We start from the raw sequence: 25,578 nt of genomic DNA, 5'->3' as shown, positions 1-25,578 counted from the left end.
TAATAAGAATAATATATAAACTATACCGTTAAAAGAAATTCAAGGTATAGTTTTTTTTATAAATAAAAAAATCCATATTATAAAAAGTATATTTTGCTTAAGATTCGGAAATGTATATATGTTTTAAAGTATTATAAGGAAAAGATTCGTAGATTTGATAAATTTATAAAAATAAATTAAAAAAACGAATGTGATTACGTTTTCTTTGTTGAAAATATAAAAAAGTCATAATAATTTTAGAAAAATGAAAAAGACTTCTTCCTAAACTTGCAAAATGTATGTTATAATATAAAAAATTAGTGCGAAAATGAAATTTTTAAATTATATATATTTCAAAAAAGGGGGCAAGTGTATGCGTAAAGAGTTTTCAATAAGTAATGATAAAGTATTAATTAATTTTACAGCTAAATATTGTAGTACATTTGAAGAATTAGTAGAAAGTGAAGGTTTTAGAAAGGTAATTGAAACTTACTTAAAAAAATCTAAAAAGAAAGTTACATTAAGTTGGAGATATTTAAGGTCAGGTTTAAAAACAGAAGATGTTTCACAAATATCAAAAAATTTATCTAAAATATTTAAATATTGCACAGTTATGAATGTGGATGAAATTGTTGAGGCTAATCCTAATTATCACGATTTATTTTTAGATAAGGATAATTTTATAGCTTTTGTAGAAGATTTATATTTATTTTGGAGAAGATTAGAAAGATATACAATAATTCATAGTAATAAACGTCAAGATGGATTATCAGCAGTAAGTTTTACTCAAGCTAACTCATCATTATCTAACTTAATATTAAAGTTGTATAGAAAAGTTGAAAAAAATGTATTGGGATATAAACCAAATGTGTTTAGGCAAATACCTGTTGGAGGAAATGCATCAATTGTAATTAATAAAATTCTATGGCCGATTCCAAAGGGATATGAAGCTTTAGAGGATATAGAATTTATTGATAGCATCTTATTAGAAACTCCATTCATAACATACCCTAAGAAAAATACTAGAAGTGGAATGTTTACAGAAATAGATACTAACCCATTGACATATGCATCTTTAAATAAAGATCATTGGTTCTGTTATCCAGCTAAAGTAGGTGAGCTTATAGCATTTATATATTTCCATAGAGACTTTATGCAACATGGAATAACTTTATGTAACTTATTTGAAATGGCTAGATGTGAAGAGTATAGAGGTAAAAAACCAGATTTAGTCTATGTATTTGGAGCAACAGATGATGAAAATGAAAAGAAAACTGTATTCTATGATGATAAAGAAAATGATATTATGGTTGGTTACGTTAATCATTCTGTAGATATTGATTACTTTGGATATATGAAGAAAATGACACTTACATTACACAATCTAGTAATGATAAAGAGAGGATATTTACCTATACACGGGGCAATGGTTAATATCGAACTTAAAGATGGAAATACAGCAAATGTTGTTATAATGGGAGATAGTGGAGCAGGAAAATCAGAAAGTTTAGAGGCATTTAGAGCGTTAAGTGAAGATTATATTAGTAATATGACAATTATCTTTGATGATATGGGAACATTTAAAGAAGTAAATGGAAAGATAATTGGATATGGAACAGAAATAGGAGCATTTGTTAGATTAGATGACTTGGATCAAGGATATGCTTTTAAAGAAATTGATAGAAGTATATTTATGAATCCAGATAAGATAAATGCTAGACTGGTAATGCCTGTTGCACCATATAAGGAAATAGTAAAAGGATATGAAGTTGATTTATTCCTTTATGCAAATAACTATACAGAAGTTAAAGAAGGAGAAAAATCAATTGAATACTTTAAAACTACAGAAGAGGCTATAAAGGTATTTAAGTCAGGAGCAAGGATGGCTAAGGGAACAACTTCAGAGAAAGGGTTAGTTGAAAGCTATTTTGCAAATCCATTTGGACCAGCTCAAAAACAAAAGGAAACAGATTTACTAATAGAAAAATACTTTGATGATATGTTTAATGGAAATGTAAAAGTTGGACAAATAAAAACTTGTTTAGCTTTAGAAGGTCAAGAAAAAGAAGGGCCAAGAAAAGCTGCAATAGAATTATTTGATATTATAAAGAAATTGAAATAAATTATTAAGAAAGCCTACTTTAAAAGTAGGCTTTTTATATGTAGAATATAAAATTAGTAGTATATATTATATCAATTATATTAAACTGATTAATTTATCTATAAGGGAGATAGAGGGTTATGAAAAGAAGAGTTAAAATTTTTTTTATAATACTATTAGTTATTTATGTTTCATATTTGTTTAGTTTTTTTGAATTAAATAGATATCAAGTGATTTCAAAATATTCGAATACTAGAGGAGCAGAGTTCTTGAAAAAAGAAGCATTATATAGAAAAAACTTAAATGATGCGACGAATATTAAAAAAGTCCCGTATAGTATATGCTTTATTTTCTTAAATAAAAAAATGAAATTTAATAATGATGTATTATATGAAAACAATAGATTGTATATACCGGTTTCAGAATTTTTGAAGTATTTTGGAGATAGCTTAAAAGCAAATGATGATACTTTGAAAATAGAAAGTATTACTGATATAGATATAAATAATAGAACATACATAGAAGATAATGAAATTAAAACCTTGAGAGGAGATATATTCAAGAAAAATAATGAATATTATATATCATTTTTTGACTTATGTGAAATTTTAAAGGTTAATACTTATTGGGATTACGATAAAAATGATATATACATATCAAAAAGATTAATAAATGGATTTAAGGATGAAAATATTAAAAATGATAACAAAAAGAAAAAGGGATTTCTAAGATTTGAAGATTTTACTGCAGGAGATGTTTATGTTACAAAATCAGCACTTGAAAAAGTGAGAGCAGTAGTGGATTATATGTATGAAAATGAAGAAGATTTTAGTATAGGATGGATACCAAGATATATAAATAATACTAATAATATCGATAATGATATATCAAAAAATGAATCAATGCAAAATTCAAATTTTTTATTTACATTAGATTATATTGTAAATAGAAGTGGGAGAATAGGTCTTCATGGATATACTCATCAATATAAAGAGAGTAATAGCGTTTCAGGATATGAGTTTGGAGATGATGGATATAATGATAAAGAAGAAGTTAGAAAAAGAGTAGAAGAGGCAATAAGGATATCAGATAAACTCAATATACCAATTGACTTTTGGGAGACACCTCATTATAAGGTAACAAATGATCAACAAAAGATATTTGAAGAATACTTTAAAATAATTTATGAACCACAAATAGGAGTATATAATAAAGGGATAATTACTAGCACAAATAATAGGGTTACAAAATATATTCCAACACCAATGAGTTATGTAGATGATGATGGAAAAGGTATGATTGATAGGATAAAGAATAAAAAAAAAGATGAAGAACTTAGCTTATTTTATCATCTAAGTATAGAAGTGAAAAGTGTAGATGTTTCAGTAGATGATAGTGGAAATATAAAATACTATTATAATGAAAATTCAATTTTAAAAAAAATAGTAACGTGTATAGATAAGTTAGGTTATGGTTTTGAGGATATTAAAAATATATAGTAATGTATCACATAATAAAAGATAAGAATTTATATAAATTAAGAGAGTATGAAAAATCACACTCTCTTAATTTAAATTAAATACACTGTATTATATTGATTAGTTAGAGCCCATAAATCTATCTTTAGCAAAGAATGATAGAGAATATATTCCTGCTATTCCAACTAAAGCATAAATTATTCTGCTAAATGCAGTCATTGTTCCAAATAGTGTGTCAACTAAATTAAATTGAAAGAATCCAATTAAACCCCAGTTAACAGCTCCAATTATAACTAAAATAAGTGCTATAGAATCTAAAACTTTCATAAAAAAACACTCCTTTTAAAATAGGTTTACAATAAATAGTGTAACCAAAAGGAATTATTTTATGTATTATTATATAGATATATTTCTATCAATAGGTTGATCTAAAGAAATTATTGTATCTGTTCTTTGTATTCCATTAATAGTATTAATTTTATTTAATAATATATCTTGAAGATCAGTAATATTTCTACAAACAACCTTAGCAAAAATAGAATAATTTCCAGTTGTTAAGTGTAATTCAACAACTTCTTTAATTCTAGATAATTCATTAAAGACTGAATCAAAAGAAGAAGTTTTATCAACGTATATTCCAACAAAGCAACACACATCATAACCTAACTTAGGTAAATTTAAAAGAATTCTAGTTCCTTTTATTATTCCCAGTTCTTCCATTTTTTTCATTCTAACATGTATTGTACCTCCACTTACATGGCAAATTCTTGCTATTTCCAAGTAAGGAGTTCTACAATCTTTTATTAATAAATCTAGTATTTGTAGATCTAACTCATCTAATTGATAGGTCAAATTTAAACTCATAAAATCACCTCTTATTAACATTTTATAATTTCTTTCTTTATTCTATCAAAAAATTTATTAAAATAGAAGGGAATTATAATAAATTTAATAAATTTTGATGAAATTATTAATATATTATTAATAATTATTGAAAGATGGGTATTTGAAATGTATTAAAAATTTTATTAGTTATAATATGAAATAAAAATAGTGATGTTATAAATATTTAAAGGCATATATCTTGAAAATATATATTATTTCTTTTAATATAGTATATAGAAGCTTTTTAAAGGAGGAGTAATACCGTGCAAATATTATTTTCTATAGCATATATTGTAGCGACTATTGCAGTGATGATACTGCTATTTACTTTAGGGAAAAAATATGTTTTTTCAAAAGTAAGAATTAACAAATGGATTCCATTAGCTATATCCTTAGTTTTATTTGGAGTTCAATTTTTTGTTAAAACAAGTAATGTGTGGATAAATATGGGTCTTTCCATAGTAATAGTTTGGTTCTTCTTATGGTTCTTTGATATTCAAAGTACTGGTGGACCAAAAAAGAAGGAAAAGAAAATTGAAATAAGACCTAAGGCTAAACCTAACAGAGTAAAACATATGCAAGATCAAAAAAAATAATTTGAGTTTTGAATATAAATATGGTATGCAATTATGAAGTAAACATAATGCATGCCATATTTATTTTTATATTTAATTTTTAGATTTATAACACTATATTTTCAGTGTTATTTATAAAAATAGGAGAGCTAAAAGCAACTTTATTATTTTCTTCAATAACTTTTATTATATACCAAGTTTCGTGAGGTTCCCTTTTATGCTCATATAGATACTTAATACTACTCAAATTAATATTTTCAATTGTTCGTATTACTGTTCCTTTATTAGTTATTATTTGAATTTCTTTTATTTTATATTTAATATCTTCTGTAAATATCATAAATCTAAGCTTATCATCAGAAATAGTAATTTCTTCCCCCATAAAGTTATCATTGATAGTAAAATATAACTTTAAATATCTTGATTCAGTTGAATATGTTCGCTTTTCTCTAAAGGAAGATATAATATCACTAGTAGAAAAACTATTACAAATGCAAACTGTCAAGTTTTCAGAATCACCAAAATTAATTCTATGGTTATCTTGACCATTAATAGCACCAAGTTTCCAGCCATCATCTAATAAGCTAAAATAGTAGCGATCATGCCTGGTATATTTACTAGCAGGATTTCCATTTCCAACTTCTATAGATGTGATTAATTTATTTAATACTGGGTTATAAGGTAATGCTTTTATATTTTTGTGTGGATGATTTATAGAAATAAAGGCATCAGGATTATTTAACATCCATAATGCTAGGACTTTTAAATCTCTTACGCTACCAGTAAAAAAGTTTGAAGAATTCATTATATTTAAATCTCCATAGAGATAAGTCTTACATTCAAAACCAACTAGTGGTAGAAAACTATCATATTTCTTTTTTATTTTTGAGGCATAAACCTTAGTTCCTTGGAACTTAGAGTATTTATCATCTTTAATAGATATTTCACTAGATAAATAAGAGTTATGATCTGTTATAAACATAAAATCTAATCCAGATCTATACCCATACTCATAAGCTTCGATGGGAGAACCTTTACCAGTTGAAAATTCAGTATGAGAGTGTGGAATACCATAATAAAATTTTATGTTACTTTGATCAAATTCTTTTAATTGTTTATGTTTTTTTCTTCCCAAAATAAGCTCCTCAATAAATTATTACTTATCTATATATAGTATTGAATAACTATAAATAATGACAATAATATTCAGTAATGATAAAATAACTTTAAGGATTACTTACTAGATTGGAGGAAGTAAAATTGATAAAAGATTTTAATGGAATAAAACCAGTAATACATAAAACTTGCTATATATCTGAGAGTGTTGATATAATAGGGGAAGTTGTTATTGAGAAGAATGTGAATATTTGGTTTGGATCACGATTAAGAGGTGATATGAGCAAAATATATATAGGTGAAAATACCAATATTCAAGAAAATTCAGTTGTTCATGTTGATGTTGATTTTGAAACTATTATAGGTAAAAGTGTGACTGTAGGTCATGGAGCTATAATTCATGGATGTACAATTTCAGAGAATGTTTTAGTAGGAATGGGGTCAATAATATTAAATGGAGCGAAAATAGGAAAGAATACTATAATAGGAGCTGGTTCTTTAGTACCTCAAGGTAAAGAATATGAAGAAGGAGTTCTTATTCTTGGAAGTCCAGCAAAGGTTATAAGAAAGCTTACAGATGATGAAATTGAAAGTATAAAAAAATCTGCTAATAATTATGTTGAGTTAAGTAAAAAATACTTATAAAATCAGGAGGAAAAATGATTAATATAGGAAAATACAATGTTTTAGAAGTTAAAAGAGAAAAAGAATTTGGGTTTTATTTAGGTGATGAAGGAAGAATAGATGTATTACTTCCTAAATCTATGACAGAGGATAAAGAAATACAAGTAGGAGATAAAATAGAGGTATTTGTATATAGAGATTCAAAAGATAGACCAATAGCTACCTTTAAAAAACCTTTAGTTACTGTTGGAGAAGTTGCATATTTAAAAGTGGTATTCCAAACAGAGTTTGGAGCATTTGTTGATTTTGGGCTAGATAGAGATATTTTTGTTCCAATAAAAGAGCAAAGATTTAAATTACATACAGGAAGTAAATATTTATTTTACATATATGTAGATAAAACTGGAAGATTAGCAGCAACTACAGATGTAGAAAATTATTTGTTAAATGCGCAAGAAGAAGAAAAGGAATTTAAAGTTGGAGAAGAGGTTATAGCTCAAGTTTATTCAAAAAGCCAGGGTGGAACAATTCATGTAGCTATAGATTCAAAGTATAAAGGGATAGTATTACCAAATGAATATTACATGGAAGTTTATCCAGGAACTGAAATGAAGTTAAGAATAAAAAAAATATACGAAGATGGAGTTATAGGTTTAACTCCAAGAAAAACAAGGTTGAATGAAAGAGAACAAATTCAAGAAGATATACTAAAATACTTAAATAAAAATGGTGGTTTCATGCCATTTAATGATAAATCAAATCCAGAAGATATTAAAGCTACATTTAATACTAGTAAAAACTATTTTAAGATGGCTTTAGGTGGGTTGATGAAGAGTGGAAAAATAGTTCAAGAAGAAGAAGGAACGAGATTAAAGTAATTTTAAAAAGAGGCAGTTTGTACTGCCTCTTTTTACATATTAAATTATCAGTAGAAAAATATATATAAAATGAAAAAGATATTAATAGAATAAATTATTTAAGTCCTAGAATAAAATCAATATTTATAAAAGTGAGAAAACTAGATAAATCATATAAATATATAATAAAGTTAAAAATAATAAGAATAGGGAGTTTTTAAAGTGTTAATAATAGTAATGTATATAAAAAGGAGCTAGATTTTAATGACTAAAAAAAATAAAAATGCAGATATAATAATTTCAATATTTATAATATATAATTGCTTTTTAGCTATTTTTTCAAATATTATTAGTACTAATTTTAAATATGAAAATTTTATTATGCTTGGAGTGATATATTTAACTTCTTTAATAACTTATTTTTTAACTATAGAAAGTTCAATTGTATTTATTATATTTATAGATTTTATTTATTCAAGCATAATTTTATACAGGCATTTAGTTAAATTAGAAGAATTGCAATTAAGTGCTTTTTATTGGATATTATTAATTCCTATTACAACAGCTATTATATATAACTTAAGAAAAGTAATTAAAGGTTAAAAATACAATAATAAAAATAAAGTATTGTATTTTTTTTGTTGACTTTATTACTTTACTGTGATAAAGTAATAAATAAGTAAAGAATATGAAGAACAAGGGGGATTTAATTATGAAAATAGTAAAAAAAATATTAATTACTTCATTATTAGGATTAATGTCATTAGCATTAGTATCTTGTGGAGAAAAGAAAATTGAAAATTCTATGGAAAAAGAAGAATTAGTATTGGGGTTTGATGATACTTTTGTCCCAATGGGTTTTAAGGACAAAAATGGTGAATATACAGGGTTTGATATAGAACTTGCAAAAGGAATTGGTGAAAAATTAAATAAAAAGATTATATTTCAACCTATAGACTGGAGTATGAAAGAAACAGAACTTAACAATGGCAATATAGATTTTATTTGGAATGGATATAGTGTAACTGAAGAGAGAAAAGAAAAAGTTGCATTTTCAAAGGAATATTTAAATAATAGACAAGTCATCATAACATTAGCTAATTCAAAAATTAATTCAAAAAAAGAATTAAAAGATGCTGTAGTTGCTGCCCAAAATCAGTCGAGTGCCGTAGATGCAATAGAAGCTGATGGGGATATAGTTAATAGCTTTAAAGATGGAAAAATAGTTACATTTGAAACAAATAATGAAGCTTTGATGGATTTAGAAGCAGGAAGAGTAGATGCAGTTGTTGCAGATGAAATATTAGCTAAATATTATATAAATCAAAGAGGAGCAGAAAAATATAAAGTGTTAGATGAGGATTTTGGTAAAGAATCATACTCGGTAGGAATGAGAAAAGATGATAAAGATTTAGTTGAAGCTTTTAATAATGCCTTTGGTGAACTAGTAAATGAGGGCAAAGCAGGAGAGATATCAAAAAAATGGTTTGGAGAAGATATAATAGCTAAATAAACTTATAAATTACTAAATTAATTTAAGACGAGGTGTTTTATTTGGAATTAATAAACGAAATAATAGCTTTTATTCCACAAGTCTTAGAAGGGTTAAAAGTTACAATAGAAATATTTATAATTACTTTGATTTTATCTATACCATTAGGGTGCATAATTGCACTTGGAAGAATATCTAAAGTAAAGATATTAAATTCAATAACAGGAGTATATGTATTAATTTTAAGAGGAACACCTCTTTTATTACAAATTTTATTTATATTTTTTGGACTACCATTAATAAATATAAGTATTCCAAGATTTCCAGCAGCTATATTAGCAATGGTATTAAATTATGGGGCATATTTTGGAGAGATATTTAGGGCTGGGATTTTATCTATAGATAAAGGACAATTTGAAGGGGCAGAGGTATTAGGATTAAGTAAAAAAGATACCTTTTTTAGAGTTATAATGCCACAAGCATTAAAAAGAATATTTCCACCAGTTGCAAATGAAATTGTTACCTTAGTTAAAGACACAGCTTTAGTTTATGTTGTAGGGTTAGATGAATTATTAAAAGTGGCAAAGATAGCTTCAAATAGACTTTCATCTATAATGCCATTTGTAGTAATAGGAGTTGTTTATTTATTATTTAATAGTTTGATAACAAAAGTGCTAGAAAGTATTGAAAAAAGATTTGGTTACTATCAGTAGGAGGGATGGCTTATGCTAAAAATTCAGGGGTTAAGGAAGAACTTTGGTAAGTCTGAAGTTTTAAAGGGGATAGACTTAGAAGTGAAAAATGGAGAGATAGCAGTCATAGTTGGACCATCAGGTGGTGGTAAAACAACTTTATTAAGATGTGTAAATGGATTAGAGTTTTGTGATGAAGGAACTATAGAAATAGATAATAAATTTTTATGCAAAGAAGGAGTATATAAAGAAAAACAAGAATTTAATGAAGCGCGAAGAGAAATTGGATTAGTATTTCAAAACTTTAATCTATTTCCACATATGAGTGTACTAGAAAATTTAATTGAAGCACCTAAAAGAGTTTTAGGAGAATCTGATGAATTAGCAAAGAAAAATGCTACAGAAATTTTAGGGTTTTTAGAACTAAAAGATAAATTAAACAGCTATCCATACGAACTATCAGGTGGCCAAAAACAAAGAGTTGCAATAGGGAGAGCATTAGCATTAAATCCAAAGTTAATGTGTTTTGATGAACCTACTTCTGCATTAGATCCAGGTCTAACAGGTGAAGTAGCAAGTTTAATAAAAAGCCTTGCAAAAGATGGTATGAGTATGCTTATAATTACTCATGATATGACATTTGCAGAAAAAGTAGCAGATAAAATTTATTCTATGGATAATGGAAAGCTTAAAGAGGGAAACATTTTTTAATGGATAATGGATAATTAACAATAGATAATTAATGAAAATATTAAAAAATTAAAGAATGAAAGAATTACGGAATAAACTTCGTAGAAGTTTAGAAAATTTATTTTTCTTAATTTAGCAAGCTAAATTATTTCCTTAATTCTTTCATTTTGTATTTAATACTAAAGTATTAAATTGAATCTTCATTCTTTAATTAATTCATTATTTTTTGTCTTTCATTCTGAAGAATATCTTTATTATTTCATTTATAACAAATGGAATTAAAGATATTAATATCACTATTCCCCAATCTGTAAGTGTTAATGGATAAACTTTAAAGACTGATGCTGTAAATGGTATTGTTATTATAGCAAGTTGTAGTAAAATGCCTAATAAAACTGAACCAATGAGCCATTTATTTTTAAACACTCCAACTTGGAATAATGACTTAGTTTCATTTCTCATAGCTAGTGAGTAGAATAATTGTGAAACGCTAAGTACAACAAATGCCATGGTTTGTGCATGTCTTAATGAATCTGGATATAAATATTCTCCAAGTACAAAAGCAAATAATGTATTTGCACCTATCAAAATACCATTTAAAATTAGTAGTTTACCCATTCTTCCAGCAAATAAGCTTTCTTTTGGATTTCTAGGTGGAAGTTCCATAACGCCTTTATCCCCAGGATCAACACCAAGTGAAAGAGCAGGAAAACTATCTGTAATTAAATTTACCCAAAGAATGTGTATTGGTAATAGTGGAGCAGCCCAATTTAATAATATAGCAACGAATAATGCAACTACTTCTCCTAAGTTACAACTTAATAAGAATAAAATGGATTTTTTTATATTATTAAAAATATTTCTTCCTTCTTCTACAGCACTAACTATAGTTGTGAAGTTATCATCAGTTAATACCATATCAGCAGCGCCTTTTGCAACGTCTGTTCCTGTTATACCCATTGCAACTCCTATATCAGCTGCCTTTAAGGATGGGGCATCATTTACACCGTCACCAGTCATAGAAACAATATTCCCATGAGCTTTAAATGCTTTAACAATTTTAACTTTATGCTCAGGTGATACACGAGCAAAGACTCTATAATTATTAACTATCTTAGTGAACTCTTCATCTGAATAGGTATCTATTTCACTACCAGACATAGCTTCTGAAATATCATTAGCAATTCCGAGTTCTTTAGCAATAGCTACGGCTGTATTTTTGTGGTCACCAGTTATCATTATTGTTCTAATTCCAGCATTTTTACTAACTTGAATTGAACCTTTTACTTCTTCTCTCGGAGGATCTATCATTCCCATAAGACCAACAAAAATTAAATCTTTTTCAAGGTCATCTATAGCAACATGTTCAGTATCTATAACTTTATATCCTAATGCTAAAACTCTTAATGCATCGTCAGACATTAAATTTGAAGCCATTAGAACCTTTTCTTTTTCTTCTTTTGTAAAATCTTTAATTTCTCCATTAATTAATATTTTATTAGAGATTTTTAAAATACTGTCTATGGCTCCTTTAGTAAATACATTAAATCCTTTATCATAAGTATTTACAGTGGTCATAAGCTTTCTGTCAGAATCAAATGGGATTTCATTTACCCTCTTGTGTGCTTTATTTAAATCTTCTTTAAATATGTTAATTTTATTACCTACATCAATTAATGCAACTTCTGTAGGATCACCAGTTTGAACACCATCTTTTGAAGTAGCATCATTACATAGAATCATACCATCAACTAATAACTTACTTTCATCATTTTTAATATCTATTTCTTCTAAGTTCTTAGTTTCTCCATTAATATAGAATTTTTTTACTGTCATTTTATTAATAGTTAATGTACCAGTTTTATCTGAGCAAATTATATTAACAGAGCCTAATGTTTCAACAGAAGGAAGTTTTCTAATAATAGCATTTTCCTTTATCATTCTTTGAACTCCAAGAGCTAAAACAATAGCAACTATTGCAGGCAGTCCTTCAGGGATAGCAGCTACAGCTAAGCTTATAGAAGTCATAAACATTTCAAGAAAATCTCTACCTTGGAACATAGATACTATAAACATAACAATTGAAATTCCGACTGCAGCAAATCCTAGAGTTTTACCTAACTGAGCCAATTTCTTTTGAAGAGGAGTAGTATTCTCATCTTCTGCATCTAACATCTTAGCAATTTTGCCTATTTGAGTATCCATACCGGTAGCTATTACTATACCAGTTCCTCTACCATAAGTTGCTAGGGTCGACATAAATGCCATATTATGCTGATCTCCAATTGGAACATCATTTTCTTCATTTATAATATCTGAATTTTTTTCAGCTGGAACAGATTCACCTGTAAAAGCTGATTCCTCAATTTTTAAATTAGCAGATTCAATTAATCTTAAGTCTGCTGGAATATATCTACCTGCATCTATTATTACAATATCACCAACCACCACTTCTTCTGATGGTATTTCAATAATTGAGCTATCTCTCTTAACAAGAGCTTTGGGTGTTGACATACTTTTTAATGCTTCTAAAGCTTTTTCAGCCTTGGATTCTTGAATAACTCCAATTATTGCATTAACAAAGATTACGATCAAAATAATAATTGCATCACTTATTTCTCCTACAATTGCAGATATTACTGCTGCAACTAGTAGAATATAAATCATTGCATCATTAATTTGGGATAAAAAAAGTTGAAAAGTAGATTTTTTCTTTTTTCCTTGAAGTTTATTTGGGCCATTTTTTTCCAATATTAATTTCGCGTCTGCTGAGGAAAGTCCATTAATTACATTTGAGGACAACTCTTTAATTATTTCCTCGGAGCTTTTATTAAACCACATTTAAATACCTCCAAACTTTCTAAAATTTGTAAAAATAAATTTCTTATATAAGTATAGCATATTTACTTTTATTAATATTAATACATGGAAAAAAAAGTGAGAGAAAAATATTTTTTGATGATATAATATCTTATAGAGAAAGGGTGACGATTATGGAGATAGGTAGAATAAATAGAAAAAGTCCAGTTAAGCAAGATAGAAGAGTAGTATCAGAGAAAAAAGATTTTTCACAAAGTTTTAATCAAGCTAAAGAAAGAAAATCTGAAGAACAATTAAATCAAATGATTGAAGAAATACATAAAAAGGGAAATAGATTAGTAATTACTAAAACATATGGTGATGTCATAGCTTATAAGAAGTTAATAAAAGAATATTTAGAGTCTATTTTAAAGTTTATGTATGATACTAAAAAAGATATAAGCTTTTGGCAAACACAATACTTCATAACAATAGATACTATAGATCAAAAACTTGAAGAGATTACTAAATCTCTTTTAAAGGGTGAAGGAGATAATTTAAATATAGCTGCTTCTATAGATGAAATTCAAGGACTAATAGTTGATATATATAGATAGGAATAACATAAAATAGATTATTAAAAATGGTTATATTTATAAATAGAATATATCAGCATCTTTAATAATAGGTAAATTATTTCAAAATAATAAAGATTCCTTGAAAATTATTATCAATAAGGCTATTATTAAATAATAACAAAAATATAATGTAGTAATAGAAGGAGGTTATTTATGGTAAAGAGATTTATTAGTTACTATAAGTCATACAAAAAACTATTCTTTTTAGATATGTTTGCAGCATTTATTGCAGCAGCATGTGATCTTGTTTATCCTATGATGACAAGAACTTTAGTCAATGATAGCATTCCAAATAAAAATATAAGAATGCTAGTAGTATTCGGAGTTACTTTATTAATCATATATTTAATAAAAGCAGCTTGTGGTTATTTCATGCAATATTATGGACATGTTATGGGGGTGCATATGCAAGGGGATATGAGAAAGGACATGTTTTTACATCTACAAAAACTACCTAACTCATATTTTGATAATAATAGAACTGGGGACTTAATGAGCAGAATGATAAATGACCTTATGGAAGTATCAGAGCTTGCTCACCATGGACCTGAGGACTTGTTTATTTCTCTTGTTATGTTAATTGGTTCATTTACTGTATTATGTACAATTAATATACCATTAACTCTTATTATATTTGCCTTTATACCTTTTATTGTGTTATTTACTTGGAAGCAAAAAAATAAAATGATGAATGCTTTTATGGAAACTAGAATAGAGACATCGGCAGTAAATTCAAATTTAGAAAACTCTCTTTCTGGTATAAGAATAACAAAGGCTTTTGTATCGCATGATCATGAAATAGATAAGTTTGAAAAAGGTAATAACAAATTTAAGAATGCTAGATCAAGAGCTTATAAGGTTATGGCTGAATATTTTGCAGGAGTTGGCTTTGGAATAGATATATTAGATTATGTAGTATTAATAGCAGGTGGTATATTCACATATTTCGATATAATAAATTTAGGAGATTTCTTTGCTTATCTACTATATATAAAGCTATTCACACAACCAATTAAGAAGCTAGTTAACTTTATGGAGCAATATCAAAATGGAATGACTGGATTTAAGAGATTTATATCTATAATAGATGAAAAGATTGAAGATGATGGAAGTTTAGAATTAAAGAATATTAAAGGTCATATAAAATTTGAAAATGTTCATTTTAGTTATGATGAAAAGAGTATTTTAGAAGGAATAGATCTAGATATAGAACAAGGAAAAATGCTTGCATTAGTAGGACCATCAGGTGGTGGTAAAACAACTTTTTGTAATTTAATTCCTAGATTTTATGATGTAACAGAAGGAGATATAACTATTGATAATATAAGTATATATGATGCTACATTAGAGTCTTTAAGAAGAAATATAGGAATAGTGCAACAAGATGTATTCTTATTTACTGGAACAATAAAAGATAATATATTATATGGAAAGCATGATGCTACTGATGAAGAAGTGGTAGTAGCAGCTAAAAGCGCGAATATACATGAATTTATTATGTCATTACCAGAAGGATATGATACTTATATAGGAGAAAGAGGGGTAAAACTTTCAGGTGGTCAAAAACAAAGAATTTCAATTGCAAGGGTATTCTTAAAAAATCCACCTATATTAATTTTAGACGAAGCAACATCAGCATTAGATAATACAACAGAATATATGATACAAAAATCTTTAGAAGAATTGTGTGCAGGAAGGACTACTATAGTTGTAGCTCATAGATTGTCAACAATAAAAAATGCAGATGAAATTTTAGTGTTAACTGATAAAGGAATTGAAGAAAAGGGAAGTCATGAAGTTTTATTAAAGAAAGAAGGATTATATAAAGAATTATATGAATCTCAATTTTTACATTTAAAAAAATAGTAAATAAAAGAGTTTTTATTGGGAAGAATAAAAAGGTAAAATTAACCCTATAATCTATTGACTATAAATAAATAATTGTGTAAAATAAATACAAAGGATACCCCTAAGGGGTATGTTAGGAGGTAAATTTATATGGTTCAACATGTATCAGAAACAGACTTTAATGAAGTAGTACTAAAACATGAAGGAGTTGTATTAGTAGACTTTTGGGCAACTTGGTGTGGTCCTTGTAAAATGATTGCTCCTGTATTAGAGGAAGTGTCTAATGAAGTAAATAATGCAAGATTTGTAAAAATTGATGTAGATGAAAATCCAAATATAGCTAATAAATATCAAATAGCAAGTATTCCAACTTTAATGATATTTAAGAATGGTGCTCCAGTAGAAACTTTAGTTGGTTTTATGCCGAAGGATTCTTTAAAAGAAGCTGTAGTTAAACATCTATAAAATAAAGAGGTAGAAAAGTGAGCGAAAGATATGATATTGCAATAGTAGGTAGTGGTCCAGCTGGTTTATCAGCAGCCTTAAATGCAAAGATAAGGAATAAGAAATTCATTATCTTTGGAAATAAGAATCTAACTAATAAGCTTGTTAAAGCACCTAAGATTAATAACTATTTGGGCTTTTATGGAATAACAGGAGAAGGTGTTAAGGAAAGGTTTCAAGAGCATCTACAGGCTATGGATATAGAAATAACAGAAGAAAGAATTAATAGTATTTATGCAATGGGGAAGTATTTTGCTTTAATGGCAAATGATAAAACTTTTGAAGCAAAATCTGTTATTTTAGCAACAGGAATAGAATATACAAGACCTATAAAGGGTGAAGAGGAATACTTAGGTAAGGGTGTAGGATATTGTGCAACTTGTGATGCACCATTATACAAAGGTAAAGTAGTAACCATAATAGGCCATAACAAGGAAGCCGAGGAAGAAGCAAATTATGTTTCAGAGTTAGCTGGAGAAGTGTATTATGTTCCTATGTATAAAGGTAATTATAATTTAAGAAATAATATAAAAGTAGTAGAAGATAAGCCGCAAGAAATAGTTGGTGAATTAAAGGTAAATAAATTGATCCTAAAGAATACTGAAATAGAAACAGATGCAGTTTTTCTATTAAAAGATTCAATATCACCAGGACAGCTAGTTCCAGGTTTAAAAATAGAAGAAAATCATATCTTTGTTGATAGACTTATGAAGACAAATATACCAGGATGCTTTGCAGCTGGTGATTGTGTAGGTAAGCCATACCAATATATAAAATCTGCAGGGGAAGGTAATATAGCTGCCCTTAGTGCTGTTCAATATTTAGATAAAATTTAAAAAGTAAATTAAAGTGAAGCTATATCAAAATAGGTTTTGACATTAGCTAATAAAAAAGGGAAGTTCTAATTTGAGCTTCCTTTTTTGCGCATATATATAATAGATAAAAATTTCTGTTTAAGTTTTAAAACATCTTTAAGCAAGTAAAATCAATGATTTAAAAGGGGATAACGAAACGCGAGCCTCTTTAGAAAAATAAAAGACTAGCCTTTTAGGAAAAAGATTATAATGTTTAAATGTGTGAACAAAATGTTAAGAATAGATGTATAAATTATAAAAAATAAATAAAATTAGACACATGATAAATATTGTCTAAATACTTTATTATTTGGGTAAACTATAATACTAATTAGATAGACAAATAATATATAAAGAAAGTTGAGGGATATTTATGGGTAAGAAGTCAAAAGGTAATATAAATCCATTATTAGCAGTTGGAGCTATTGCAGGAGCAGCAGCAGTTGCTACTTTGGCAGCAAAGAAGATGAAGAAAGGTGAAGAAAAAGAAGCATCATTTGTAACATTCACTCAAAATTTTAATGAAAATAATGAAAGACAAGTATATTTTGTTGGTGGTGGTTTAGCATCTTTAGCAGGAGCTGCATATCTAGTAAGGGATTGTAATTTTAAAGGTGAAAACATTCATATAATAGAAGGAATGCATATATTAGGTGGAAGCAATGATGGAGCTGGAGATCTTATAAACGGATTTGTATGCCGTGGTGGAAGAATGTTAAATGAAGAAACATATGAAAACTTTTGGGAACTATTAAGAAGTGTACCATCATTAGAAATGCCAGGTATGAGTGTTACAGAAGAAATATTGAACTTTGACCATTTACATCCAACACATGCACAAGCACGTTTGATTGATAAATATGGCGTTATACAAGATGTAGAAAGCATGGGATTTAATAATACAGATCGTATGGCACTTGGAAAATTAATGATTACTCCGGAAGAAAAATTAGATGATTTAACAATTGAAGATTGGTTTAAGGATACACCGCATTTCTTTACAACAAACTTCTGGTATATGTGGCAAACAACATTTGCATTCCAAAAATGGTCTAGCTTGTTTGAGTTTAAGCGCTATATGGAACGTATGATATTTGAATTTTCACGTATTGAAACATTAGAAGGTGTAACACGTACTCAATATAATCAATATGAATCAGTTATACTTCCATTAAAAGCTTATTTAGATGGGTTTGGTGTTGATTTCAGTATAAATGCAACTGTTACAGATTTAGATTTTAAACCAGGTGAAGGTATAACAGTAACAGCAATGCATATAGAAGATGAAGATGGAGAAAAAATAATTGAATTAAATGATGGGGATATTTGTATAATGACTAATGCTTGCATGACTGATAGTGCAACATTAGGAGATTTTAAAACAGCTCCTGAATATAACCCAGATAAACCAATTTCAGGAGAACTCTGGTCAAAGATTGCTAAGAAAAAGCCGGGACTTGGAAATCCAGAACCATTCTTTGGGCATCCAGATGAAACTAATTGGGAAAGTTTTACCGTAACATGTAAAGGGAATAAATTATTAAAACTTATAGAACAATTTTCAGGTAATGTACCAGGTAGTGGAGCATTAATGACATTTAAAGATTCTAATTGGTTAATGAGCATAGTTGTAGCAGCGCAACCACATTTTAAAAATCAACCAATGGATACAACAATATTCTGGGGATATGGACTTTACACAGATAAAATTGGAGATTATGTAAAGAAACCTATGAGAGAATGTACTGGTGAAGAATTATTAATTGAACTTTTACATCACTTACATTTTGAAGATAAAATAGATGAAATAATGGAAACTGTAGTAAATGTAATTCCATGTATGATGCCATACATTGATGCACAATTCCAACCACGTAAAATGACTGATAGACCTAATGTAGTACCAGAAGGTTCAACTAACTTTGCGATGATAAGTCAATTTGTTGAAATTCCAGAAGACATGGTATTTACTGAAGAATACTCAGTACGTGCGGCAAGAATAGCGGTTTATACATTATTAAATGTGAAAAATAAAAAAGTAATTCCAGTAACACCTTATAAGAAGGATCCAAAAATTTTATTAAAAGCATTAAAAAAATCATATAGCTAAAATGAAAAAAATGAAAGAATGAAAATTTAATTTAATACTACAGTATTAAATATAAAGTGAAAGAATTAAGGAAATAATTTAGCATAGCTAAATTATAAGAAAATAAAATTTTTCTGAACTCCGTAGAAGTTTATTCCAAAATTCTTTCATTTTTTCATTCTTTCATTAAATATAAAGCTCCCTGAGTTTTCACACAAATTATCAATTATCAATTGGTACTTTCCCATTGTCTAAGTATGGTTGGTACATCATAAATGCATGATTTTCAGCAACATACTCATCATTAATTTCTTCACCAAAAATATTAAAAACTTTTCTATGTATTACATTATTTCTAATATAATGGCCATAAAATCCAGGAGCTATTGAATGTTCTTTTTCATAAATTTCATATCTATAATTACATTTTTCAATTGAACGCCACTCACCTACAAGCTTCTCATTTGTAAGATATAATTTAAGCTGATAAGGCTTATTTGTAGTATTTTTAATCTCTAAGTCCAAATAATTAAAAAAGCATGTAGCACCAGAGCCAAAAGGTTGTGTCCTATTTACATCAGGAAAAACATCATGACTATGCCTATATCGTTCAGTAACAGTTAGAGGAGTATGTAACGTAATCCAATAAATTAAATTAGATAATTGGCATAATCCCCCACCAACACCAGGTTTAAAATCACCATTAGGGCAAAGAACTACCCCATCTTTATAACCTTTTCTATAAGTAGGCTTGCCTATTAGTTTCCAGTAAGAAAAGTATTCACCAGGCATAATAGTAACACCATCCAGCTTTTTTATTGCTAATCTTAAATTATCAACTTTATTGCGTTGCAAATACATGTCAACATTTCTTAACTTTCTATAAAGAGGTGTACTGTGAGTGAAAATTACATGATCTAAATCTTCTTTATGAATATTTTTACTATATATATTTTTAGAAAACCTCCAATAAAAATATTTTTTCATTTTGTAGTAGGTTTGTCCTAAAAATAATCTTAATTGACTGCGCTTAATAGGCTTTTTCTCAAAATAAGGCATAAATTCAGCTCCTAAGATGTAATACAATATAATTGTAATATAATGGAAAAGTATGTGCAAGTAGTTAAACTTTATTTTTAATTATAAATAAAGTATATTTACAAAGGGTATTAGAATAATAAAAGTATGTAAAAGGCATACAACTTAACAGCTAATTTGAAAAGAATATGGAATAATGAGAGAGAAAATGATTTTAATTTCTAATTATAGTAGAAAATTATGACCTTTTAAAAAAGTTATAGATTATATAAAATTATAAATATAAGGTTGAAATTGATTTCATTAAAGGAGAATAATATGAGGAACAGGAAAATATTAGAGCAATTGTTTAATAGTGATACGTATCTAAATTTAGATTACTTTGCAGACTTCTTTAAAGTATCCACAAAAACCATTAGTAATAATATGAAATATTTAATAAAGGATGGAAAAAGTAATGGTTTTGATATAAGGCTGAAAAGAGCTAGAGGTTATTATATAGAAATAAATAATAAAGATGCATTCAATTCTTATATTGAAAAAATATCATTTAATGAAACTTTCTCACCAGAATATAGGACAAGTTATATTATTGTTTTACTTTTATTGAATAGAGAATTTATTACTATGGATTATTTAGCAGAAAAAATTAGTGTAAGTAAATCAATAATAAAATCAGATATGAGAAAAGTAGAATTAGAGTTAGAGAGTAGAAATATAACATTAGAAAGGAAGGCTCATTATGGTATAAAAATACAATGTGATGATTATACAAGAAAAAAGTTTATCTTAATGTATTATGAAGATGGAAATGAGTTTATAAATAATTATATAGAAAATGGACTAAAGGAAAGAAACTTTAAAGTTATAGAAAATAAACTTATAGAACTATTAAAAGAAAATAGTTTAAATACTAACTATATAGAATTAGAACAAATAAATTCTTTTATTAAAATTACAATTTGCATTCATAATGAGGTATATAATAATTATTTTAATTATGAAAAAGAAAAGTCAACTTATTTTAGAGTTGCTGATGAGTTAAGTAATACTATAGAAGAAATATATGATATAAAATTAAATAAAAATGAGATACTAGATTTAAAAAAGTATTTAATAAAAAAAACCAAAAAATTTACTAATAATGAAATATATATTGAAGAGTTACGTAAAGACATAGAAAGATTTGTACAGGAAATTGATTGTGAATATGATACTAATTTCTATGAAGATGAAGAATTTAAGAAAAATTTATTATATCATATTTCCTTATTAATAAATAGGTTGCAAAAGGAAACATCATTTAGTAATCCTTTAGTTAAGGAAATAAGTATAAAATATCCTACAATATTTGATATTGCAATTAAATTTTCAAACGAAATAGAAGGAAAATATAAAATAAGTATTTCCCAAGATGAAATAGGATTTATAGCAACTCATTTTGCAGCACATCTAGAAAAAGAAATTTATAATAAAATTCGTAATTACAATAAGATAGCAATAATATGTTCTAGTGGAAAAGGCAGTGCACTATTAATGAAATTAAAATTAGAGATGTTATTTTCTTCAAGTGATATCAGAACATATTCTTTATTAGAAGAAGATGAAGTGGATAACTTTAATCCAGATATAATATTTACTAATTGGCAATTGAGTCGAGAGTTTAAAATGCCAGTTGTGTACGTTGATGAACTAATTGACGATTTAGATATATTGAGAATTAGAAATATAATTAAAATGAAAAGAACTAGTAATAGCTTTATTAAAACAAATAAAGAGTTTATGAATTTGTTTAAAAAAGAAACCTTTCGGGTAGTAACTAAAAATAATAATTATATGGAACTATTAGAGGAGATGGCAAAGGAAGTTGAAGCATTAGGATATGTAGATGAAAATTATGCTTCATATATTATAGAAAGAGAAGAGTATATGTCAACAATATATGATAATGGAGTAGCTATTCCTCATCCTATAAATATCTGTGGCAAAGATAATTTACTAAGTGTTGCAATAATAAAGAATAATAATTTTACTCACAATAAAAAGCCAGTAAAAATAATTTTTATGGTTGCTTTAGAAAAAGGGAATATGGATTACCTTGGAATGGTAACCCAAATATTATTTGAAATAATGAAAGATGAATATTTAGTTGAAAAGTTAAGAGGTTCAGAAACCTTTGAAGATTTTTTAATAAATCTAAATGAAATAAATATTTAGGAGGAGTTTATGAATATCGAATATTTAAAAAAATTAAGTAATTCAGATAGTATTGCATCAAATGAAGCTGAAGTAAGAAATGTAATGTTAGAAGAACTAAAAGATTATGCAGATGAAATATCTTATGATAATTTAGGAAGTATTATTTTAAAAAAAGAAGGAAATATTAATGGGCCAAAGATGATGATATGTTCACATATTGATGAAGTTGGTTTCATGGTAAGGAGCATTTCTAGCCAAGGACAAATTATGTTGATGGAAGTAGGAGGTGTTAAGCAATTATCGAAATTTATGCAGAAAGTAAGAATAACAACTAATGAAGGGCGTAAAGTCAATGGAATATTAAATGCTACTTATGATAATGGAGTAGCAACTAAAGTATATGTTGATATTGGTGCAACTAGTTATGATGAGGTATTGAAGCTTGGAATAGAAGTTGGTGATATGGTGACATTTACTACTGAATTTGAGGAATTAGATATAGATAATACTATTTGCGGAAAAGCGTTTGACGATAGGTTAGGGTGTTTTATTATTGGAGAAGTATTAAAAAAGCTAAAGAATGAGGTTCATCCTAATACAGTATATTTTGTTGGGACAAGTAGTGAAGAGGTAGGAATAAGAGGTGCAAAAACAGCAACATATAAAATAAATCCAGATATAATACTTCCAATAGATGTGGCTTGTTTTTCAGATGAATTTATAAGAGATCATACAAATAACAGACAAATATCAAAGGGAATGATGCTTACAAATTTTGATAGGACTTTAGTTCCAAATAGAAAATTAATAAATTTTATAAAAAAATCAGCAAGAAATTTAAATAAGGAACTTCAGTTAGATATGTTTACGACTGGAGGAACTGATGGGGGAGAAGCACATAAGGTATATTCAGGAAAGCCAGTAGCTGTATCATGTATACCTGTTAGATATGGACATTGTGGATATTCCATTGCAAATAAAAATGACATTCAAGATGCTATAGATATTTTTGTAGAAATAATCAAAAATTTTGATGAAAAAGCATATGAAGAAACTATAAAATTTTAGGAGGAAAATAGTATGACGGAGTTAGAAAAAGATATTATGAACATTATTTCCATAGCAGGAGATAGCAAAGGAAAGGCATTTGAAGCATTAAAGAAAGTAAAGGATATGGATTTTGAAGGAGCTAAATCTTTGCTTGAAGAATCAAGAAAATTAGATTTAGAGGCACATAAGATTCAAACAAAATTAATAACAAATGAAATGGATCCTGAAAAAGAAAATACCCCTATATCATTGTTAATGGTACATGCTCAAGATCATTATATGACAAGTCAATTAGCTAGAGATTTAGTTGAAACACTAGTAGAAGTTTTTAAATATCAAGGAGGTAAATAATATGAAAATTTTATTATGTTGTGCAGGCGGATTTTCAACAAATATGTTAATGCAAAATATGAAAAAGGTTGTAAAAGAGAGTGCTAAATTAAATGAAGAAGATTTTAAATTTATAGCTATTCCAGCAGATTCATTAGAAGGGGAAATTGATAATTGGGATATAGTATTAGTTGGGCCTCAAGTATCACATAAAACTGATTTCATAGAAGCTATATGTAAGCCTAGAAATATACCGTTTGTTGTAATAGATAAAGATGTATATGGTCAAATGGATGGAGCAACAGTATTAAAACTAGCTTTAGTAACTTATAAAAAGCATCAATTAGCAAATAAAAGATAATAACAAATAGTAAAGGGGGAATGAGATAAGATGTTTAAAAAGTTTGAAGAACTAATGAATAAGTATCTTATGCCAATTGCGCATAAAGTTGATAAGCAGAGGCATCTAAGTGCAATAAAAGCTGCTATGGTTGCTATGACACCGTTTACTATATTGGGAAGCTTTTTTGCTATAATTCCAGCACTTCCTAATATGATTGGAACTGAAAATGCTGTTAGCCAATTTATTTTAAATAATAGTGAACTATTAGATTTACCTGTTACTTTATCAATAGGATTAATGAGTTTATATGTAGTTATGTGTATTGCATATAACTTAGGGAATCATTATAAATTATATATTCCAGGGTGTATAACTTTAGCTACTTTTGCATTTTTGTTTACAGCAATTGAAACTGTAGATGGTGGTGTATCTATTAGTTATTTAGGGTCAAAAGGATTATTTTGTGCAATGCTAGTTGGTATAATAGCAGTTGAATTGTACCGTTTTTGTAAAGAGAAAAATATTACAATTCGTATGCCAGAAGGAGTTCCAGATTTTGTATCAAAGTCCTTTGAGCTTATTCCAATAACAATAATAGTTGCTGGAACATTTATATTAATTAGATTCTTATCATTAAAGATATTTGGAACATTGCCACCACAAATTTTAACTAAGTTTATTTCACCATTAGTTGGATCAATGGATAATCCTTGGGCAGTTCTTGGATTACACTTTGCAATATGTACAATATTCTTCTTTGGAATACACTCATCAGTATTTGGACCAGTAACAAGACCTATAATGGCTACATTTATTGCAGAAAACATTCAAGCAATGCAAGCTGGACAACCATTACCACATTTCTATACAGCAGGAACATCAAGTGCGTTTTTTGGATTTACAGGAGCTGGAATAACTATTGGATGCGTAATTGCTTGCTTATTATCTAAATCTAAGCGTTATCGAAAGATTGGGCAAATTTCACTTTTCCCATCATTGTTTGGAGTTAATGAGCCAATATTATTTGGAGCACCAATTATATTAAATCCAATAATGTTTATTCCATTTGTATTTGGAGGAGCAATAATAGGAACTTTACCTATGTTTATGATGCATTGGGGATTGTTAAATAAACCATTTTTTGATCCACCATATGTAGGAGTATTTTTAGAAGCATTTTTAACAAATGGAGATTGGAGAATATTAATTGCAAACGGGTTACAATTAATTTTAGCTGTCTTGATATATTTACCTTTCTTCAAGATAATGGAAAAACAAGAGCTTAAGAATGAGAAAGAAAAGCTTAATAAGGAAAGTAATATATTCTCTAATGAAGATAAAGATATTCTATCTGATTTAGATTTAGACTTCTAACAAAAATATAATCGATAAAAATG

General features: G+C 27.4%; 24 protein-coding genes. 19 read left to right on the top strand and 5 right to left on the bottom strand.

The window, feature by feature from the left end; genetic code table 11:
- Positions 1–352 precede the first annotated feature (352 nt).
- Both J2Z25_RS10405 and J2Z25_RS10400 read left to right on the top strand, forming a co-directional pair.
- On the top strand, positions 353–2,101 hold the full coding sequence (locus tag J2Z25_RS10405; protein ID WP_142691263.1) for a phosphoenolpyruvate carboxykinase (ATP): 1,749 nt from the start codon (positions 353–355) through the stop codon (positions 2,099–2,101).
- Positions 2,102–2,220: 119 nt separating this feature from the next.
- Complete coding sequence (locus J2Z25_RS10400; RefSeq protein ID WP_209740331.1) at positions 2,221–3,579, top strand: DUF2334 domain-containing protein; 1,359 nt, start codon at positions 2,221–2,223, stop codon at positions 3,577–3,579.
- Positions 3,580–3,678: 99 nt separating this feature from the next.
- On the opposite strand, the gene J2Z25_RS10395 is transcribed toward J2Z25_RS10400, so the two are convergent.
- Both J2Z25_RS10395 and J2Z25_RS10390 read right to left on the bottom strand, forming a co-directional pair.
- Entirely contained in the window at positions 3,679–3,885 is a 207-nt protein-coding gene (locus J2Z25_RS10395; protein ID WP_008677436.1) for a DUF378 domain-containing protein, read from the bottom strand.
- Positions 3,886–3,954: 69 nt separating this feature from the next.
- Positions 3,955–4,422, bottom strand: a complete 468-nt coding sequence (locus J2Z25_RS10390) for an Lrp/AsnC ligand binding domain-containing protein (RefSeq protein ID WP_008677437.1) — start codon at positions 4,420–4,422, stop codon at positions 3,955–3,957.
- A gap of 284 nt (positions 4,423–4,706) precedes the next feature.
- On the opposite strand from J2Z25_RS10390, the gene J2Z25_RS10385 reads away from it, so the two are divergent.
- Complete coding sequence (locus J2Z25_RS10385; RefSeq protein ID WP_235840779.1) at positions 4,707–5,039, top strand: hypothetical protein; 333 nt, start codon at positions 4,707–4,709, stop codon at positions 5,037–5,039.
- 85 nt (positions 5,040–5,124) lie between these two features.
- Here the strand turns inward: J2Z25_RS10385 and J2Z25_RS10380 are convergent, their stop codons facing one another.
- Positions 5,125–6,153, bottom strand: a complete 1,029-nt coding sequence (locus tag J2Z25_RS10380; RefSeq protein WP_209740329.1) for a CehA/McbA family metallohydrolase domain-containing protein — start codon at positions 6,151–6,153, stop codon at positions 5,125–5,127.
- 125 nt (positions 6,154–6,278) lie between these two features.
- Here J2Z25_RS10380 and J2Z25_RS10375 point away from each other — a divergent pair, with 125 nt between their 5' ends.
- The 6 genes from J2Z25_RS10375 to J2Z25_RS10350 all read left to right on the top strand — a co-directional run bounded on the left by J2Z25_RS10375 (position 6,279) and on the right by J2Z25_RS10350 (position 10,510).
- Positions 6,279–6,779, top strand: a complete 501-nt coding sequence (locus J2Z25_RS10375; protein WP_209740326.1) for a gamma carbonic anhydrase family protein — start codon at positions 6,279–6,281, stop codon at positions 6,777–6,779.
- Positions 6,780–6,793: 14 nt separating this feature from the next.
- The gene (locus J2Z25_RS10370; protein ID WP_097033954.1) at positions 6,794–7,636 is read left to right on the top strand and encodes a CvfB family protein; all 843 of its coding nucleotides are present in this window, start codon (positions 6,794–6,796) and stop codon (positions 7,634–7,636) included.
- A gap of 243 nt (positions 7,637–7,879) precedes the next feature.
- On the top strand, positions 7,880–8,218 hold the full coding sequence (locus J2Z25_RS10365; protein WP_209740322.1) for a hypothetical protein: 339 nt from the start codon (positions 7,880–7,882) through the stop codon (positions 8,216–8,218).
- Between the two features lie 109 nt (positions 8,219–8,327).
- On the top strand, positions 8,328–9,128 hold the full coding sequence (locus tag J2Z25_RS10360) for an amino acid ABC transporter substrate-binding protein (protein ID WP_209740320.1): 801 nt from the start codon (positions 8,328–8,330) through the stop codon (positions 9,126–9,128).
- A gap of 50 nt (positions 9,129–9,178) precedes the next feature.
- Positions 9,179–9,820 carry an amino acid ABC transporter permease gene (locus tag J2Z25_RS10355; protein WP_209740448.1) on the top strand — a complete coding sequence of 214 codons (642 nt, stop codon included), beginning with the start codon at positions 9,179–9,181 and terminating at the stop codon, positions 9,818–9,820.
- Positions 9,821–9,832: 12 nt separating this feature from the next.
- Complete coding sequence (locus J2Z25_RS10350; protein WP_209740319.1) at positions 9,833–10,510, top strand: amino acid ABC transporter ATP-binding protein; 678 nt, start codon at positions 9,833–9,835, stop codon at positions 10,508–10,510.
- Between the two features lie 198 nt (positions 10,511–10,708).
- On the opposite strand, the gene J2Z25_RS10345 is transcribed toward J2Z25_RS10350, so the two are convergent.
- Complete coding sequence (locus J2Z25_RS10345; RefSeq protein ID WP_209740317.1) at positions 10,709–13,330, bottom strand: cation-translocating P-type ATPase; 2,622 nt, start codon at positions 13,328–13,330, stop codon at positions 10,709–10,711.
- A gap of 152 nt (positions 13,331–13,482) precedes the next feature.
- On the opposite strand from J2Z25_RS10345, the gene J2Z25_RS10340 reads away from it, so the two are divergent.
- The 5 genes from J2Z25_RS10340 (at position 13,483) to J2Z25_RS10320 (ending at position 19,242) form a co-directional block, all read left to right on the top strand.
- Positions 13,483–13,905 (top strand): YaaR family protein, encoded by a 423-nt coding sequence (locus tag J2Z25_RS10340; protein ID WP_008677453.1) that lies wholly within the window; start codon positions 13,483–13,485, stop codon positions 13,903–13,905.
- 174 nt (positions 13,906–14,079) lie between these two features.
- The gene (locus J2Z25_RS10335) at positions 14,080–15,792 is read left to right on the top strand and encodes an ABC transporter ATP-binding protein (protein WP_097033952.1); all 1,713 of its coding nucleotides are present in this window, start codon (positions 14,080–14,082) and stop codon (positions 15,790–15,792) included.
- A gap of 132 nt (positions 15,793–15,924) precedes the next feature.
- Positions 15,925–16,239, top strand: coding sequence for a thioredoxin (gene trxA, locus J2Z25_RS10330; protein WP_008677456.1), 315 nt, complete (start codon positions 15,925–15,927; stop codon positions 16,237–16,239).
- A 17-nt stretch (positions 16,240–16,256) separates the two neighbouring features.
- Positions 16,257–17,114, top strand: coding sequence for an NAD(P)/FAD-dependent oxidoreductase (locus tag J2Z25_RS10325; protein ID WP_008677458.1), 858 nt, complete (start codon positions 16,257–16,259; stop codon positions 17,112–17,114).
- Positions 17,115–17,505: 391 nt separating this feature from the next.
- Entirely contained in the window at positions 17,506–19,242 is a 1,737-nt protein-coding gene (locus tag J2Z25_RS10320; RefSeq protein ID WP_209740314.1) for an oleate hydratase, read from the top strand.
- 201 nt (positions 19,243–19,443) lie between these two features.
- Here J2Z25_RS10320 and J2Z25_RS10315 read toward each other — a convergent pair whose 3' ends face one another.
- Complete coding sequence (locus J2Z25_RS10315) at positions 19,444–20,280, bottom strand: VanW family protein (protein WP_209740312.1); 837 nt, start codon at positions 20,278–20,280, stop codon at positions 19,444–19,446.
- A 297-nt stretch (positions 20,281–20,577) separates the two neighbouring features.
- Here J2Z25_RS10315 and J2Z25_RS10310 point away from each other — a divergent pair, with 297 nt between their 5' ends.
- The 5 genes from J2Z25_RS10310 to J2Z25_RS10290 are packed head-to-tail and all read left to right on the top strand — an operon-like array spanning position 20,578 to position 25,555.
- On the top strand, positions 20,578–22,476 hold the full coding sequence (locus tag J2Z25_RS10310; RefSeq protein ID WP_209740309.1) for a BglG family transcription antiterminator: 1,899 nt from the start codon (positions 20,578–20,580) through the stop codon (positions 22,474–22,476).
- A 9-nt stretch (positions 22,477–22,485) separates the two neighbouring features.
- Complete coding sequence (gene ypdE / locus J2Z25_RS10305; protein ID WP_209740307.1) at positions 22,486–23,526, top strand: aminopeptidase; 1,041 nt, start codon at positions 22,486–22,488, stop codon at positions 23,524–23,526.
- Between the two features lie 12 nt (positions 23,527–23,538).
- Positions 23,539–23,859 carry a PTS sugar transporter subunit IIA gene (locus J2Z25_RS10300; RefSeq protein WP_008677470.1) on the top strand — a complete coding sequence of 107 codons (321 nt, stop codon included), beginning with the start codon at positions 23,539–23,541 and terminating at the stop codon, positions 23,857–23,859.
- A 1-nt stretch (position 23,860) separates the two neighbouring features.
- Entirely contained in the window at positions 23,861–24,199 is a 339-nt protein-coding gene (locus J2Z25_RS10295; RefSeq protein ID WP_008677472.1) for a PTS sugar transporter subunit IIB, read from the top strand.
- A 30-nt stretch (positions 24,200–24,229) separates the two neighbouring features.
- Positions 24,230–25,555 (top strand): PTS sugar transporter subunit IIC, encoded by a 1,326-nt coding sequence (locus J2Z25_RS10290; protein ID WP_008677473.1) that lies wholly within the window; start codon positions 24,230–24,232, stop codon positions 25,553–25,555.
- Positions 25,556–25,578 lie beyond the last annotated feature (23 nt).

It is taken from the genome of Clostridium tertium, from assembly GCF_017873245.1.
Lineage (GTDB): Bacteria > Bacillota > Clostridia > Clostridiales > Clostridiaceae > Clostridium > Clostridium tertium.
Note: the sequence above shows the minus strand (reverse complement) of the source record. Positions and strands in the feature narration are given on the sequence as shown.